The sequence below is a fragment of the Exiguobacterium sp. RIT452 genome, assembly GCF_003598705.1.
Taxonomy (GTDB): Bacteria; Bacillota; Bacilli; order Exiguobacteriales; family Exiguobacteriaceae; genus Exiguobacterium_A; species Exiguobacterium_A undae.
This window is the reverse complement of record NZ_QXJB01000012.1, coordinates 1-16,578: the sequence shown is the minus strand read 5'-3', so window position 1 is coordinate 16,578 and position 16,578 is coordinate 1. Positions and strand designations below refer to the sequence as shown.

Here is a 16,578-nt window from a genome sequence, read left to right as displayed (position 1 = left end):
TTAAATATCTTATTAAATCCTTCTAAAAAACGAGTCTACTTAACGGTAGGCTCGTTTTTTCTGCGTTCTTTGAGGTTCTTTTAAATTTGCTTCGAGATAGAATCCTATATATCCATTTTTCTGTATTTCAAATCTAGTGTCTTTTAGTTCTAAAGAATAAATTAACTCTTGTCTAGAATCAGGATCGTAGCTACCTGTTCTAATTAAGTTTTCATCCATAAAAGATATTTTAATTTCTCCTATAGGCTTAATAAAATGCGTGTTAAGAATATTGTCATATTCATTACGATACAAAGGATTATTCCCATATTTATTTTTTATTGCTTGAACTACAATATAATGCTTACACAACATATAAAATGGATGTGGAATCAAGATTTCTGAATTTTCACCTGGCATTATAACCTCTTTAAAAAGCGTTCCATATTCCTTATCTACTAAATAATTAAAAGCTTTCTCGGAATCAACCTCCTCATTAGTAAGCAGGTTCTGTTCAAACAAATTTGATAGTCTTGCGTCTTGATAAGAAATTTCGTATCTTTCACCTGATTTTTCAATATTTATCGAATATGCAACATGATCTGTATCGCTTTCGATATGCTGACTTGGGAATTTCATAGAATAATTGTTCAACTCATCTATATTACTAATCGAAAAGATAATTTCTACATTGACACTTGCGCCTTTCCCAGTATTCATCAATTTTAAAGTTTTCTCTGACTCTTTATCAAAATTAACGCGTTTGCTTGATAAAGAGTGTGCATATTCTAAAAGAGTTTCTCTATTTTTTAGTTCAGTTGCTTCCTCGTTTACAAGAAATAAATTTTTATCAGCATGAGTGCGATTAATAGGATTAATTTTCATTTTTGGTAGTCTATATTTTATATGATCATCGTACATAGGTGCACTTAATCCTACCTGTCCTGTGTAAGATAGAAGCATAATATGAGCAGACTGCTCTCGTTGATCTTTCTTTTTAGTTAACTCCATTGATTTTGAGGAGTTTATAACAGTTCCTATACCTACAGTGGCAGCCAATGCTGTAATGCTGACTTGAATTATCTTTACAGATAATTCGTCTTTAAAGTTAATCGGCCATATAAAATAAAGTGTTGTAATTATAATTGCTAGCGAAACAGGAATAACTATCCACAAAACACTTGCGCTTGTTATTTTTATCCACCAATCTTTAATTTTCTTCACTTTACTCCCCCTTAAACAGCTCTATACTGCACTGAAACGAGATTCATCACACGTCGATACACCTCATGACTCCACACTGGTTTCCTAAGAGAAGATTTTTCCTCACAAACAGACACATAACACTCTTGTTCCTCGATTTCTTACAATACATCCTCATGAACAAAGTCCACGACCATAGACTTGAACTCTTCACGCTGCAAATTACCCAGAGTCTTCACAAAGTACCCCAACAGATTCTTCGCCTCTCGCTACTTCGAGACAAATACTATCCGGCTAACTGCAAACGAACTTCTTAGAACTGTTCACGAAAGCCAATGGCCGTGATTTTGACAATCATGAAACAGTCACCTATACACTCGTCATCCCCAGCGAAGAACCAATCAGCCAATACTTCCGCTTCCTCGATGATGCGATGAGACCATATCATCATATTCTGAATACAGAAGTCGTAAGTAAAGAGACCGAACGAGTACTCGAAAAGGCATGGTATGACAATATGATTAAGGTAGAGGAATGATTATTCTAGTAATCAAGCGATTGCTTATGTTGCCATTGCAAAGGAGCAGCTCGGCTATACGCGTGAACATGATGAGCGTTATCTGACGGGATGAGACGGATACCAAGGTGTGGCGAAAGAATTCGGGATAGCGCGAACTGATCCGTGAGTGGTTGCGTCGTATAGGTATACCGAAAAGCACATGAGACTGAGAACATGAACATCATCGAAGAGTTGAACTAGATCCCCCTTTCGCTGAAAGGAATCTATGGCTATCGACGAATGACATTGAACTTGAAACATCGTTTCAGAAAAAACGTAACGCGAAGCGTGTCCGTCGCCGGTATTCATTGCGTCATACGCCGAAAACATCCCGAACCGTGATTTCAACATGGCAGGACCGAATCAAAAATGGGAGACGGATGTCACGAAATTGAAGTACGTTGATTCTTAGAAGGTGTATTTGAGCGCCATTTTGGACCTATATTATGAATCCATCTGCGCTTTAGTTCTTGGGCACTATAAAGATAATCAGTTCGTGTTCGATATGCTCGAACTCGCCCGACAGGGCGCAGTTGGAAGTCGTATCTAGCTTCATAGTAATCGAGGATTTCAATATACTTCGCATATGTTTCGTCACATAACAGGCTTGACAGGTGTTACACAAAGCATGTCTCGTGTTGGTAAATGACTTAATAATAGGATGATGGAATCCTTTTAGGGAGCGCTGAAAGGTAAAAGTTATTATCTAAATAAGTTTGTGGAGTTCGACGAAGTCCTGTTTATGGTCCGAAAGTACATCTACTTTTACAATAAAGAGCGCTATCAACAGCGATTAAACGGCTTGAGCCAGTTAGAATACCGAGTTCAAACCGTTTAAGGAATTTTTATTATTTATCCTGTCTACTTCACAGGGAGCAGTTCATTTAAACATAGATTGCTTCTAAATAGGTTTTTAACCTTTTCAACTTTTTAATTGAATTACGCATTCCTATGATGTCATTTTCTTCAATTATGTCACTATTTTCAACATGAATTAAAAAATTTCTTACTCTAATTATATTTTTGAAATCAAGTAATAATTTTTCATTAACTAAAACCTCTTCTTTTTCTAGCTTCTCTACCTTTTCTTCTAGTGATGAATTAACAATTTCCATTAATTCATCTTTATCAATAGATTCATTAAGATTTTTAAGAATTATTTTTGCTAATATTTCATCTACTATCCAGTACGAATTAAGGAAATATTTTTTCAACGTATTAAATTCTGAATTAAATTCTGGTAAAACATCATTTTTATCTTCTAATATAATGTTGCTGGAAATAATCTCTTTTTCTTCATCAGATACTTTAATTTTATCTATATTTTTTATTGCCTTGTCGAGCTTTTCTTTAATTTCAGTTACATATCTATCAATTTTTTCGTAATCATCTTTACTCAAAATATTATTATGAGCAACTTGATTTCTAAAAGAATATAATTCAGTCCATCGATTTTTCAAATATTCCGCTTCGCTGTCTACAATTTCAGAAAAATATCTTTCCCAGTTGGACGCAGGTACGAATTTTTTTAAATAAGTTAAAGGGACATCATCATTATTATCGGAATTTTTAATTTTTTCCAAAAGCTCACTAGTATTAAAAGGTGAATATTCTTTAAATAATATATTTGATAGTTGAATAAAATCTAAAGTATAAAGATAATTAACATTTGATTTTTCTTTTGAATTTCCCGGAGCATCTTTTACTTCTTTTGGAACATGTTTTTCAGTCCAACTAAGACCAACATTTATAATCATAAATTTCGTTATTAATTTCCTCATCAAATTTTCTGTTTGATGAATTTTAGGATAAGCAAGTTGCGCATAGTGAAAGCTTATATCATCTCTTAAAGTATGAATATCTTTGCTTATTTTATAAAAAACACTTCTAATGACTCTTAAAAATTGCTCATATTGGTTGATATCAACTTCATTCTCACAACTAAAATAAACATGAATTGATCTTTTATTATCCTCCATTTCTTCAAATTGGACTTTATATTCTACTTTTAGTTCTTTATATTCGATATAATCTCCTTTTAAACTTAAATCTGAGTTAGTCATTAAAAAATTATCAAAAGTTAAGTTATTAGAACAAAAATTGTCTTTCCCTTCTAATATTAATAAATATTCTACATTTATTTTTTGGTTACTCAAAAAACCAACTCCCTCTTAAAATTTAAATGTTAACAAAAATAGCAGTCATACTTTAACACTTTTTAAAGGTAAGATTAATTTTCCCATAGCTCTTCCATTAATTCATCGATTTCGCTAGAGAGTCGCTGCCGTTCATGATCGTCCTTCTCGATGTGACCGTACTCATCAATCCAAATGACATCACCTGACTCTACATTCATCGGGAAGCGAGAAATAAGGATGTCGCGCATCCCATCGTCGAACTCGACGACGACCCACTTCCCCTCAATCCGGTCGATGATTCCTTTTCGTTTCGTCATTTTGATTTCTTAATCGTGTAGGACGATCCGTTCCCTTCGAAGACAATTGTCCCGCTCTTATCCGTCCACAGCATCGTCGCCTTCGCGCGTTTCAGGTTCGTCACGACTTCCTTCGTCGGATGTCCATACGCATTCTTTCCGACACTGATGACGGCATACTTCGGCTTGACGTACTTCAGGAACGTCGCACTCGTTGATGTCTTCGCACCATGATGCCCGACCTTAAGGACATCTGCACGTAACGTCTTTTTCTTTGCAATCATATCCTGTTCCGACTTCAGTTCCGCGTCTCCCGTGAAGAGAAAGGTATTCTTTTTATAGGCGACGTGTAGGACGGCACTCCAGTTGTTGAGATCACTCATGGTATAATCCTTCACAGGTCCGACGAACTGTGCTTTGACGCCTTTAACAGGAAGCGAGACACCCGCCTTCGCTGTATTAATTGTCAGCTTTTCGCGCTTGACGGCCAGCAAGAAGTCCTTATAGGCTTGCGTCGTGTGTTTGACCTTTGGGGCATAGACACTCTTGACCTTGAACGAATCGAGGACTTCATCGAGTCCACCGATATGATCCGCATCCGGATGCGTTGAGATCAGCATCTCGATGTCGCCGACCTTCTGCTTCTTCAGATAGGCGACGAGCTCATCTCCCTTCCCTTTGTTCCCACCGTCCATGACGATGTCCTCACCACTCGGCATCTTGATGTAGATCGCATCACCTTGTCCGACATCGATGTAGTGAACCTTGATTTTAGGCGTCGCCGCTTCCGCGCTCTGTAAAGGTCCTACTAATAAACCAAAACTCGTGAGTGCCAGGCTAGCACCCATCCATTTTCGTTTCATCTTGCATCGCTCCATTCTCTATTCGTAAGTTATTTTCATTATACAATGAACATCAGGATAAAGTTGGGGATATTTCCCACCTGTTACTTTTTATTGCTAGGTGCAGTATTCCAACGACAGAGCACATAAAAAAACAGACCTTCAAGAGGTCTGCTCCAGATAGTGTTGCTGAATAAAAGCGAGCAGTACATCGACATCAACGAACCAGGTCACATGCTCGATCGAACCATCTACTTCTCGCACCAATCGAACTTGTGCATCGAGTATCGTCACCTTTTGCGACTGTTCCATCATGTCGCTCCATTTTTTAGATTCCTCATCCATTAAAACCGTACTCATTGCCTCACTCCTCCCTAGTTTGCTTGAATACAGCATAAAATCGGGAGTAAAGCTGTACGAACTGCATTGATTCAAATAAGCGTAAACGTTATCTGAATCAACAAAGGCATTAATCAGGAATTCAAGTGGTTTTTCAACGCATCCTCCAAAAAATGACTATAATTCCAGATAATAACGTCACTTCTTCATTGGTGATCTGTTCAGAATCATCTCAATGTTTAACAATACTCAACGTACTCCCTCGAATTCATAGAATGCAGGCGTCTTGTTCATGTCAGCATCCAGTCTTAGCATTTCAAACAATGAAGGCATAAGTTCTTTCGCGGTTTGGTAATCCACCCACCTTACATCTGTGATTTTTTGATCCGGATCCATGATATCGATGCTTCCACCGATGATCTGAACGAAGAAGGTAATGATTAATGCGTGATGTCCCTTCTCCGAGAAGAAGACTTCTCTAACGGAATGCATACCGGTGACCTTACTTTCAAACCCCGTCTCTTCTTTCACTTCACGAATAACCGCCTCTTCTAGTGTCTCGTCTTTTTCCACAGCTCCACCTGGCGGACTCCAGTAAAAAGAGTCGCCTTTGACGTTCTTTACCAATAATATTTTCCCATTCTCATCATGAATCAGGGCTGAAGCTACATCTATACGTTTCAAAGTGTTTCTCCTTTGGTTATTATGCCTTGTCGAAATAATCACCTTACTATTCCTAATCTAATATAAAGGATAAAAAGTAAAGCGAATATAGACTAAAAATGAATCGTGTATCTATTATTTTTCACTTCGCATTGACTAAACCGCGATGTCAAAATGGGATTCTTTCTTCTTTACTTCATTCCTTGTTTACCAAAAACTTATTTTATTATCTTCTTACGCTCCGTGCCCTGTGTCGCAAGGAACAGGAACGTAGAGATGCCTCACACCAGTGATTGGCAGCTCTCGTTATCGGTCCGACAGGAGGGCAGCGGTGCGATGAGGATGTTGCTGCGTGCAGCTTACAGCCTCACGCATAAGCTCGAAAGCTCTTTTGTTTTCTACATGACTATAGAAAGACTAGACAGAAACATCTACGTCATAATCAATCAATCTAAATCAGCTATCCGTCTATAGACCTCCATCCATTCAATAATTACTAGACTCACCACTACCTCACTAATGTCACTCTTCCCTATAGAGAAGTCCATGCACAGACTCTTGCCCGCAGTGGATGGATCCACTGCGGGTTTCTCACCGCCTTTGGATTTGGGACAAATCAATTCCATATTCGCTCGTGCTTTCTTCAAAGAAAAACGATGCCGTTTTTCGTCCATGCCCTCGCGCGGACAGGACGGGGTTGTCCCGTCCGTCTACGCTATACCATTCCTTTACAGGACACCTTGCGCTTTCAGACTGACGTATTCTTCTCCCGCACCGACGATGATGTGGTCGAGAAGCTGAATGCCGACGATACGCCCGACCTCGACGAGCCGTTCTGTCACCTCGATGTCCTCCCGTGACGGATGCGGGTCACCGCTCGGGTGCTGATGACTGACGATGAGCGACGTCGCATTGTTGAGGATGGCGGACTTAAAAATTTCACGAGGGTGGACGACGCTTGAGTTGATGCTTCCGACGTGCGCCCGATGGACGGCGATGACACGGTTCTTTGTATTGAGTAGGATGACGAGGAATACTTCCCGGTCATCGTCCTGGATGAAGCGTTTCGCGACACAGAACGCGTCCTCGGGTGACGTGATGTGCGTCGTCTCGAGCGCGACATCGGGTTCCCGGACCTCTTGGCGGATACGAGTGATTTCAACGAGTGTAGTCAGTTTCATGGAAAAGCTCCTTTCGCGAATGGGATGCAGTCCGACACGGTGCCGTCCTGTTGACGGGAACGCAGCGAGCGTCGTGAGACGGCGCAAGGGTGACCACAGGGAAAGATCAAAAAAAGCGGACAGCGTACCGGGACGAAGGCTTCCGAAGCCCGCGAGCGAAAAGCTTGCTTTGAGCCAAAACGTGGAGGAAGACGAGGAACGGCAGCGGCTTTTTTTGATGGCCCTTGCGCCGACGAGAAGCGAGCTAGAGTACGGAAACAGGACGGCTTGCGGTCCCTTTCCATCAGACAGAGCGGGATCGCTCTGTTCCATGCCTTTGAAATGATCATTCATCGCACCACCGATTCCAATTAAGAAAGCAAGCACCGAGAAGGAGCGTTATAATGAAGGACTCTACGACAGACTAAAGGAAAAAGGAGTACCAATATGAAATCTCTTACATAACCATTCCCCTCACCATCCTATTGATGGCAGGATGTACGGATAAGGATACGGAACGACTTCGCCTACGCAAGATACGATAGAACAGACGACGCAGCAGGACGATCCAGGAAGCGAAGAATGCAGGCTACGCGATGCCAATCACGGAGAAGCACTGGCTATATCAATATATGCGGGATAACGACCATGACGGCATGGTCGGAGAATGAATCTCCTTATTCAATCGAATAGCTGAAACATACTGAAGCAGTGACGAGGTACTCGTCGCTGCCTTTTTTCGTCTCCCAGCAACAGAGATATTGATGAGATGTCAAAAAAGCGGATTTAAAACAAAAGAAACGAGGAATATAAAAAGAACATATGCTCTTATAATGTTCTTATTATGAAAAGAAGTGATTTTAATACGTTATGAAGACCGAGGCAATAAGAAGTGGATCCCGTTTCTGATGTCCGAAAACAAAGGATTGCTGAAACGCTATTACCAGGAGGTCCATCATTTTAAGTTCGAGGATACAAAAGAACCGATTGAGGGAACAATCGGTAGAATATTGCACAAACATTTGTTCGACATTTGTGTTTGAAAGAAATACAATATAATTAACATATATGGAAAAAATATTAACGATTAAATAATATTCTTTGAGGGAGATGCACAAAAATGATACTTAAGCGATTTAAGGTCGAGAACTTCCGTTCAATCTCAAATAGTGGTTGGATTGAAAATGATAATGTTACTGCACTGGTAGGTGTCAATGAAGCAGGTAAATCTAATTTACTTCTAGCTTTATGGAAGCTTAATCCTGCTACTGGTGGAGAAGTAAATAAACTTGAAGACATTCCTCGCAGTAAGTATTCCGAGTGGCGAGATCTAGAAAAGCAGAAAACATTTATAACATGTGAGTTTAATTTGACAGATTCGACATTAATACAAAAATTAATTGAACTGACTGGTTGTCGAGAAGAAGATGTCAAAGTAGCAGAAGTGACTAGAGATTTTAATGGTCGTAGAACAGTCGGTTTTCCTAACTATGAAAAAATAGATGTTTTCGATTCTATGGTAATAGAGAACATACTTACTTCTTACAAATCAGAATTTTTAGGATTAAACGAGAAGGGAAAGAGTGAAAATGGATTAAAGGATAAGATTTCGGCAGCGTACTCTTCTTCTGAACTTATGCTGTCCCAAAAAGACCGTATCGACGATAAGGAACTAAAAGAGATAAGCAAAAATTTTGAAATACCTATAAAAGAATTACAGAAATCCGAAATCCAACCACATCTTAAACGTCTGCAAGGAGAGTTTAAGCAACTCTTAGCAAAATCTCAACAACCTAGCCCATCCAGTTTTCAAGAAGCACGAAATCTTATAGTAAGACATATGCCGAAATTTGTATACTATTCAAACTATGGAAATTTAGATTCAGAAATTTATCTTCCTCACGTCATCGATAATATGAAAAGAGACGACCTGTCCTCTGCAATGCAAGCAAAAGTTCGAACATTGAAAGTGCTATTCGAATTTGTAAATCTTGATCCAGATGAAATTTTAGAATTAGGTGCAGAAATCAAACTAGATCAATATCAAAAGGAAAGACCTTTAACTGAGGAGGAAGTTAATTCTATTGCTGAAAAAAAAGCTGAGCGAGATGTACTTTTACAGTCTGCAGGATTAAGGCTAACAAAAGAGTTTAGAATGTGGTGGAAGCAAGGGGATTATAAATTTCGGTTCCAAGCTGATGGAAGACACTTTAAAATTTGGGTATCAGATGAAAAGAGACCTGAAGAGATCGCACTAGAAGGAAGAAGTACAGGTCTTCAATGGTTTTTGAGTTTTTATCTTATTTTTTTAGTAGAGAGTAAGGATACTCATGAAAATGCTATCTTACTTTTAGATGAGGCGGGTGTTTCACTTCATCCATTAGCGCAGAAAGATTTAGCCAGCTTTTTTGAAAACTTGTCTATGAGCAACCAACTCATTTATACTACACATTCACCTTTTCTTGTAGATACAAATAGCGTCGATCAAGTAAAGGTCGTTTATCTAGATGAAGGTGGAAAAACAGTAGCTTCTAATGATTTAAGAGCAGTCGAAGCTCAGACTAGTAAAAATAATTCAGTATATGCAGTCCACGCAGCATTAGGACTAAGTATTTCAGATGTTCTACTTCAAGGTTGTAAAATTATAATTGTAGAAGGTCCTTCTGATCAATACTACTTAAATGGGATCAAAACATATTTAATTAGAAAAGAAGTATTTCATCCAAAGGAAGAACTGATTTTTATCCCATCTGGTGGAGTAAAGGGAATTCGAGCGCTCTCAAGCCTTTTGTCCGGAAAAGATGAAGCTTTACCTTTCGTTTTACTGGATTCAGATAGTTCTGGAAAAGGACAAAAATCAAGTTTACTAAAGGACTTATATAAAGATTTTCCTAGCCGTATTATTGAAATAGACGAAATTGTACAACTCGAACGAGCAGAAGTCGAAGATTTGATTCCAGTTTCATTAATTGAAAGATATGTATTCAAGTTATCAAAAGGAGTAGATGAAGAATTTATAGATTCATATGACAAAACAAAAGCCCTTCTCCCGCAAATTGAAAACTACTTTAATAAAAATGATATTAGTCTTGAGAAGGGTTGGAAAGTTGACTTAGCCCGTAGTATGAAAAAAAATATACTGAATCCTAGACAGGCAATTAATATCGATAAAAAAACTGAGGACTATTGGATTAACTTATTCAGTCGTTTTGAATCTTAATTAAATCCAAAATCAAGCCTTCTGTTTTTTGTTTATAAAACGACCGTTCTGCATACACTTTTGATTACTATTTAACAAATTAATTTATAAGTAATGTTCTTTTATTTTCTGAGATCTATAAACTCATCTTTTTATCATATTGTTTAAATCACACTGTTTTTAGAGAAAAAAGACAATCGTGAACATCATTTTCTTTGAGATAAAAAAAACGCTTTGATTCAACTATGTGAACTGAGCCCTAGAGTTTGGACAGTTTAATAAAAGCACCCTTAACGTTTTAAGCTGCTATGAGATGGATTCGGTATTGTACCGGAGTCATCTTTTGTAGTTTCCATTGTCTTCGTTCGCTATTGTAATAATCAATGTAAGCATCGACCATGGCACAGACCTCATCGAGGTCAGATGCTAATTTATAATCGACATAATCTTTCAAGTGCCCAAAGAACGATTCCATCGGGGCATTATCCAGGCAGTTTCCTCTACGAGACATGGATTGAAGCATTCCCATCTCATGAACTGAACCAAAAAAGTTAGACAATAAATAATTTGTCAGGCGACCTTGAGGACCTGAGTCCGGTATTCCACCGGGCTCAGGTTTTTTAGTCGTCTCTTGATACGACGATGGTTATAGTACTCGATGTAACGCTCGAGCTCACATTTGAAGTGATTCATGTCATTGAACTCATTGAGGTACAGAAGCTCTGACTTGAGCACGGCGAAGAAGCTTTCGATGGCTGCGTTGTCGAGGCAGTTGCCCTTACGGGACATGCTTTGCGTAATACCGTGCTCGTGGAGCGTACCGACGAACGCTCGATACTGATAATGCCAACCTTGGTCGGAATGTAGAATCGGTCGGGCTTTCCCGTCGAGCTTCCCGATTGCCTGGTCCAACATTTCGCCAACGAATCGATATGTAGGGCGGTCCGATATGGTATAGGCAATGATCTCACGGTTTCCTAAGTCCATCATTGGCGAGAGGTAAAGCTTCTCCCCGAACAGGTGAAACTCAGTGACGTCAGTCACCCATTTCTGGTTCAGACCGGTAGCCTTGAAGTCACGTTGAAGAAGATTCGGTGCGACCTCTCCGACCCGACGATTGATTCCGTAAGACAATATTGATTGCCTGATAGCGCTCAGATGCCGTTAGTTTCGGTACTTTGCCTCTCTTTCGAGAGCTTCGAGCTTTTTTAGTAATTCGTTCTCCGCTGTGAGGTACTTGATTCGTGCTTCAGCTTTCGCAAGGCGTCGTTCGACGGAATCATCTTTTTTCGGTCGACCTCCAAGATTTGATTTTCCAGGTCTCTCATTCAAGAGTCCTTCTTCTCTATAAATACGATATGTCTTCCGCCACCGTTTCAACGCTTCGTTCGTCGTTTGCTTACCGATCATGTCCAGGTCAAAGCCGCTTTCCTCAAAGATTTGTATCGGTCGCTTACCAGCTAAATTCTCATGTATAGCGTGAATCTTAAATTCTCCTTTGTATTGAATCGTACGATCTGATACCGAGGCTACGTGAAGATTCGCTTCAAGTTGTCTGATTTGATCTGGATTGAAGGTACGTCTGTTCATGAATAGTTCTCCCGTCTAAATTGAATAGGTACAGTATATCGATATCTTTAAACACAAAAAACCCCGAATGGGGTCTTTTATCAAGTGTCCACCATTCAGGGTTCAGTTCAATGTATTGAATCAAAGCGTTTTTTGTTGATAAATAAACAAATAAAATTCTCATCTTTTCTTCAATGAGAAATCAATAAGATCTAATATTTCTGCGTAAGCTGCAGTATCTAGCTCGTTACCCTCCCATTTTTTCTTAAGCTCTTTTTCTAAAGACCATGGGTCAGTAGGAGGCAATGCTTCTCTTTCCGTGTTTTCATTATATAGAACTTCAATTATAAAAATGTTTTTACCTTGTTGTTTTAGACGATAAGAGGATTTTGTTAAATTTTTTGATCCATATGCGTTAATAGACAATGAAATTAACAAAACACTCATCAATAGCTGAATCAAATGAACAAAGTATGTAGTATTTAACATACTCCACAGTTTTAAATCTTTGAACATAGGAATACCATTTTCTAAATTCAATGGATAAGAAACGTTAAAGAATGCCACAGCTGTTGCATACTTAAAACTTTCTACAAATATTAAAAGAACATCATCAAACCCTTTTATTTTTCCGTCTATCAATTTGAATTCGAAATACAAGATACTAGCTAATAGCGTGATTTCAATTAGACTGTTTAATACTAGTGCGACTCTATCATTGCTCGATAAATCAGTATTTTTCATTTTATGAGTAGGTTTTATATCCAAATAAAAAGCAATTCCAATCTCAATAAATCTTGTGATAAATCTATAGAAAATAACAGCGTATACTACCTTCCTAAACGTATTAATCATAAGACCATGGGGAACATTATAAAAGTTCAGCAATCCCTCAATTACAAATATGGTAAGAATAATTAGAATAGGAATAAGCATATTTCTACGATTTCTATATTTAACGATATCACCTAGTTTTTTTGACGTTTCAGAATGGTCTAAAATCATTTCTTTGTACACTATATCGATGCGTTTACGCGTTGTTGGATCGATATTTAAATCATTTATAAATAACGTAAACCCTATATCTACGTGTAGTGTATATTCCTGATTGTTCAATTGACCTAAAAATATGTCTTTTAAGACTTGTTGTTCTGATTTTGGAAGTAGTGCTATGAGTGTTGTTATAACTTCTTGATTTAAACTATCTTGTTTTTCATGTTTAGCAATTTTGTGTTCGTTAATTAGTAAGTAACCAATTAACTTTATTAAAGAAATGAGTATTTTAAAAACAGCAAGTAGAAAACAAAAACAAAAACCTATTTCCCAGAACGACACTCCTTGCGTGATCAAAAATATTAAGATAAAAATTACAATCCATCTTTTCAGACTTTTGACTAGCTTAACAAATCCTACAGGATCATTCTTTATTAATACAAGATTGACGATTTTGTACACCATAAGAATCACAATCCCCACTGAGATTGCTGTTAATTTATTTTCATCAAAAAAAGATAAGACAATAAGTCCTGCTGTAGAAACGCCTAAAATTCCGATTATCTTGTAAGTCTTTTTTTTCGTCGGACTTACATTCAAGTACATGTCACTGAAAGTTTGAGTAAATATAATAACCGCTATAAGCCAAGTGGAACTAAGTAATAAAAAGTAAATAAGATTAGGATATTGCATTAAAAAAAATAGGATTATCGCACAAATAATTATACCAGTGTACACAATTCTTTTATTGTTAGAAATTATATTGTTCAGGTCATCAAATTTCCTCATAAATTTAGGCAAGGGCATTGAATTTTTATTAGAAATGTATATTCCACTTGCTAAGTTATAGATTGCTATAGCGAGTAAAGTGATCAGTAATGGGAATATCTGCTCTAGAAAATCCCAAAACGTTTGATCCATCAGTATTTTATGGCTGTCATACGAAAAAAACTTACTGATTCCTAGCAATTTATCAGTCTCGATTGGTTTCCCATATAAGGTACTTGTCAGTAATAGAACTAATAAAAAAATTGTAATAATATTAAAAAATAAATTTACTTTTAACTCTTTCAAATCATTTGTTTCCATGTTTAATATCTATCCTCCATAGTCTTAAGCAATTATAAAGACCTTATCTGCTATAAAGATAAGGTCTTTTATGATTAACCAATATGCTCTTCTAAATTTTTATCGACTGATTTAGTTAGTTTATTTAGGTATCTTTCTAAATTAAAGGATTGTATCGTTGCCATGAGAGCGATCAAAGCAGCTAATGCATAGACTGCTTCTATCTCAATAAGATCTGACAATAATCCAAACAGTAAGCTACCTATACAAAATGCGATTGTATAAACTGTTTGCTGCAGACTATATACATATGGAAGTCTTTTGTGATGCACATACGTTTGGAGTACGGTATTGATTTGAATTGATCTAACTTGAAGAGCGGCTCCTTGAATCAAACAAGCTAAAATTGCGAAGTATACATTCGGAGCAAATCCAAACATAACTGTAGCAATGACAGAAACCAAAGCACTGAATGATATTACAGTTTTTTTAGTATTTAATTTAATAAGAATTGCACTTGATGCAATCATACTTATCATGTAAAAAGCATTTAATATTCCCCACCATTTTTCATCTACATTCAAATGGGTAGAAATATAAACTAAAAATATAGCTGAAATCCATGCTGTACTTGCTAGTGATTCAGTTGCTACCAATAGAGTGTTCTTTCTGGACACCTTGTCAGATAATACATACTTCACACTCTCAGCAAAAGACATTGAAGATGTTATAGTCGATTCCTCTACATCGAGAGCTTTATCAGTTTCATTGGAATCAGACTTCATCCAACTCACAAATCTAGCAGTTACTATTGTTGAAATCACGTAGAGTATTACGGAAACCTTCAATAAAAATAGTGAAGAAACAGTACTTACGATTATTGCACCTAGCGGCCACATAAGTAGCTGAATTAGTTGATTTGATCCTTGAACTATACTATTTGCTTTGTTTAAGTCATTATGCAAAATCGGTATATAAGCACTCTGAATCGGTCTAGCAAAACCGTCAAGAAATGAAATTAAGAATACCGAAGGACCAATAATAAGTAGTGAAGCTTCGTTGTTAAAAATAATAAAAAATAGGATTGCGGTTTTTAATAGTTGCGTAAAGAGTAATAAAAATTCTTTTGACCGTTTCTTCATTAGAAATGCAAAAACAAAGCCGCTTGCTGTCATTCCTAAAGTAACGATTATCGGAAATATAGCCGCTGAAAAACCACTTCCACTGGCTTTGTAGAGTAAAGAAATCAAAGCAACTATATATAAGGAGTCTGCAGCGTTTGCAAACCATTGACTAATTAATAAAGCGTAAAATTTCTTCATGAGAAATCCTCCTTATGATCTTTTTGGATTTATTCGATCATATGAAGCTTACATGTGAATCACCCCTTCTTTTTATACATCTTATAAATGAATTAGAGTGGTCAAAAGTATAGCAAGCCTCTTGACCACTCTAATTCATTTATTTAGAGATTCAGTAATTAAATCGTAATTAACATTTTTAGCAAAACTATTCATCTGCTCAAGGGCAATGATTCCCTGTTCTCCTAGGAACTCCGTTTTAGTAGAGATTTCAGATAGCGTTACCTTTAAATCATCTATGAATTGTACTGATTTGGATTTATCATTGAATAGATGATACAAATGCATAATACCGATTGAAACACCCGCTGCATGATATGATCGATCTAGAGGGCGACGCATTTTTAAAATAGTTGAAGTGACAAGTGCTTCCTCTTTTGCACAATCATTTGCATTAGGAAACATGCAGTTGATCATATCATCCAAGAAAATGCTTTGATGAATAAATTCATGATAGATCGCTTCTGCATAATCAATGATTGTCCATTCCTCTTGAGGATTAAGCCAGATTAGTCCTAACACGTTAGAGACTGAACCGCCACCGAATAAGTCCTTTTTCAAAATTAAGAATGTCCCTACTAGTTGATTAACTAGATTCCCTAGTTCTGGATGTAGTGAATTTATTAAGTTAAGAGCTTGAGTCATACGATATCTAATCTGCTCTTGTTTTTCTGGTGAGTAAATATGATTATCATTTTCTAAATCTTCTGAATCAATCATCCCTAGTTCAAGAAGTTTAGATTGCAAGGTCTTATCAAAAAAAGTTAAGTGAATCTTATGGTTATCGTATGGTACTGAAACATCCTGTAACAAGTTTACAGATTCGAAGTATTTTTCTTTCAATGTTAGTTCTTTAGAAGACAATTCTTTGTCCATCGTTCTGAAGCTTGATGCAAATTGAAAAATAGCCTCAATATTATTATTAATATGAGTTTTATGTAAAAAAGAAATATAGTCGTCGGTTTTCGTTTTTTCTACCAAAGTTGTCATTCTTAGTTTCTCCTTTATTAAGAGTATAATCGAGTGAGATCTTAACTATCTCACTCGATATACTACTCTTAGATTATTTTTCGTCTTTTTTCTCGAGGTGAATCTGCATACGTAGTGGTTGAACTACGATAGACATTGAAGCAGTTTCTCCAAGGTAGTGTTTGATATAACGCTCGATGTTAGATTGTTGTTTTGACATTGTATATTCCTCCTTTTTTA

At 37.1% G+C, this 16,578-nt stretch carries 13 protein-coding genes and 3 pseudogenes; 3 read left to right on the top strand and 13 right to left on the bottom strand.

Features of this window, described 5'->3' with window-relative positions:
• Window positions 1-39: 39 nt before the first annotated feature.
• Window positions 40-1,203, bottom strand: coding sequence for a hypothetical protein (locus D3D03_RS16005; protein ID WP_119924102.1), 1,164 nt, complete (start codon window positions 1,201-1,203; stop codon window positions 40-42).
• 1,256 nt (window positions 1,204-2,459) lie between these two features.
• Between D3D03_RS16005 and D3D03_RS16940 the strand changes: the two genes are divergently transcribed.
• Complete coding sequence (locus D3D03_RS16940; RefSeq protein ID WP_304465964.1) at window positions 2,460-2,579, top strand: IS3 family transposase; 120 nt, start codon at window positions 2,460-2,462, stop codon at window positions 2,577-2,579.
• Window positions 2,580-2,625: 46 nt separating this feature from the next.
• Here the strand turns inward: D3D03_RS16940 and D3D03_RS15995 are convergent, their stop codons facing one another.
• The 6 genes from D3D03_RS15995 to D3D03_RS15970 all read right to left on the bottom strand — a co-directional run bounded on the left by D3D03_RS15995 (window position 2,626) and on the right by D3D03_RS15970 (window position 7,200).
• Window positions 2,626-3,897: a HEPN domain-containing protein gene (locus D3D03_RS15995; protein ID WP_119924101.1), complete on the bottom strand. Its 1,272-nt coding sequence runs from the start codon at window positions 3,895-3,897 to the stop codon at window positions 2,626-2,628.
• A gap of 74 nt (window positions 3,898-3,971) precedes the next feature.
• Window positions 3,972-4,196 (bottom strand): DUF3006 domain-containing protein, encoded by a 225-nt coding sequence (locus D3D03_RS15990; protein ID WP_026831517.1) that lies wholly within the window; start codon window positions 4,194-4,196, stop codon window positions 3,972-3,974.
• Window positions 4,193-5,038 (bottom strand): ComEC/Rec2 family competence protein, encoded by an 846-nt coding sequence (locus tag D3D03_RS15985; RefSeq protein ID WP_119924100.1) that lies wholly within the window; start codon window positions 5,036-5,038, stop codon window positions 4,193-4,195. The genes D3D03_RS15990 and D3D03_RS15985 overlap by 4 nt, the downstream gene beginning before the upstream one ends.
• A gap of 141 nt (window positions 5,039-5,179) precedes the next feature.
• The gene (locus tag D3D03_RS15980; protein WP_026831519.1) at window positions 5,180-5,377 is read right to left on the bottom strand and encodes a hypothetical protein; all 198 of its coding nucleotides are present in this window, start codon (window positions 5,375-5,377) and stop codon (window positions 5,180-5,182) included.
• A gap of 228 nt (window positions 5,378-5,605) precedes the next feature.
• Window positions 5,606-6,040, bottom strand: a complete 435-nt coding sequence (locus tag D3D03_RS15975) for an NUDIX domain-containing protein (RefSeq protein ID WP_026831520.1) — start codon at window positions 6,038-6,040, stop codon at window positions 5,606-5,608.
• A gap of 707 nt (window positions 6,041-6,747) precedes the next feature.
• Window positions 6,748-7,200, bottom strand: coding sequence for a JAB domain-containing protein (locus tag D3D03_RS15970; RefSeq protein ID WP_082318459.1), 453 nt, complete (start codon window positions 7,198-7,200; stop codon window positions 6,748-6,750).
• A gap of 542 nt (window positions 7,201-7,742) precedes the next feature.
• On the opposite strand from D3D03_RS15970, the pseudogene D3D03_RS17035 reads away from it, so the two are divergent.
• Window positions 7,743-7,850, top strand: a pseudogene (locus tag D3D03_RS17035) (DNA/RNA non-specific endonuclease); the annotation flags it as partial.
• Between the two features lie 449 nt (window positions 7,851-8,299).
• Complete coding sequence (locus tag D3D03_RS15965; RefSeq protein ID WP_119924099.1) at window positions 8,300-10,399, top strand: AAA family ATPase; 2,100 nt, start codon at window positions 8,300-8,302, stop codon at window positions 10,397-10,399.
• 277 nt (window positions 10,400-10,676) lie between these two features.
• Here D3D03_RS15965 and D3D03_RS15960 read toward each other — a convergent pair.
• The 6 genes and pseudogenes from D3D03_RS15960 to D3D03_RS16935 all read right to left on the bottom strand — a co-directional run.
• Window positions 10,677-10,895 (bottom strand): annotated as a pseudogene (locus D3D03_RS15960) (integrase core domain-containing protein); the annotation flags it as partial.
• A 53-nt stretch (window positions 10,896-10,948) separates the two neighbouring features.
• Window positions 10,949-11,488: pseudogene (locus D3D03_RS15955) on the bottom strand (IS3 family transposase); the annotation flags it as partial.
• A gap of 54 nt (window positions 11,489-11,542) precedes the next feature.
• Complete coding sequence (locus tag D3D03_RS15950; protein WP_119924098.1) at window positions 11,543-11,968, bottom strand: HTH domain-containing protein; 426 nt, start codon at window positions 11,966-11,968, stop codon at window positions 11,543-11,545.
• Between the two features lie 159 nt (window positions 11,969-12,127).
• Complete coding sequence (locus D3D03_RS15945; RefSeq protein WP_119924097.1) at window positions 12,128-14,029, bottom strand: hypothetical protein; 1,902 nt, start codon at window positions 14,027-14,029, stop codon at window positions 12,128-12,130.
• A 74-nt stretch (window positions 14,030-14,103) separates the two neighbouring features.
• Window positions 14,104-15,330 (bottom strand): MFS transporter, encoded by a 1,227-nt coding sequence (locus tag D3D03_RS15940; RefSeq protein WP_119924096.1) that lies wholly within the window; start codon window positions 15,328-15,330, stop codon window positions 14,104-14,106.
• Window positions 15,331-15,465: 135 nt separating this feature from the next.
• Entirely contained in the window at window positions 15,466-16,359 is an 894-nt protein-coding gene (locus D3D03_RS16935) for an aKG-HExxH-type peptide beta-hydroxylase (protein ID WP_233550723.1), read from the bottom strand.
• Between the last annotated feature and the right edge of the window lie 219 nt (window positions 16,360-16,578).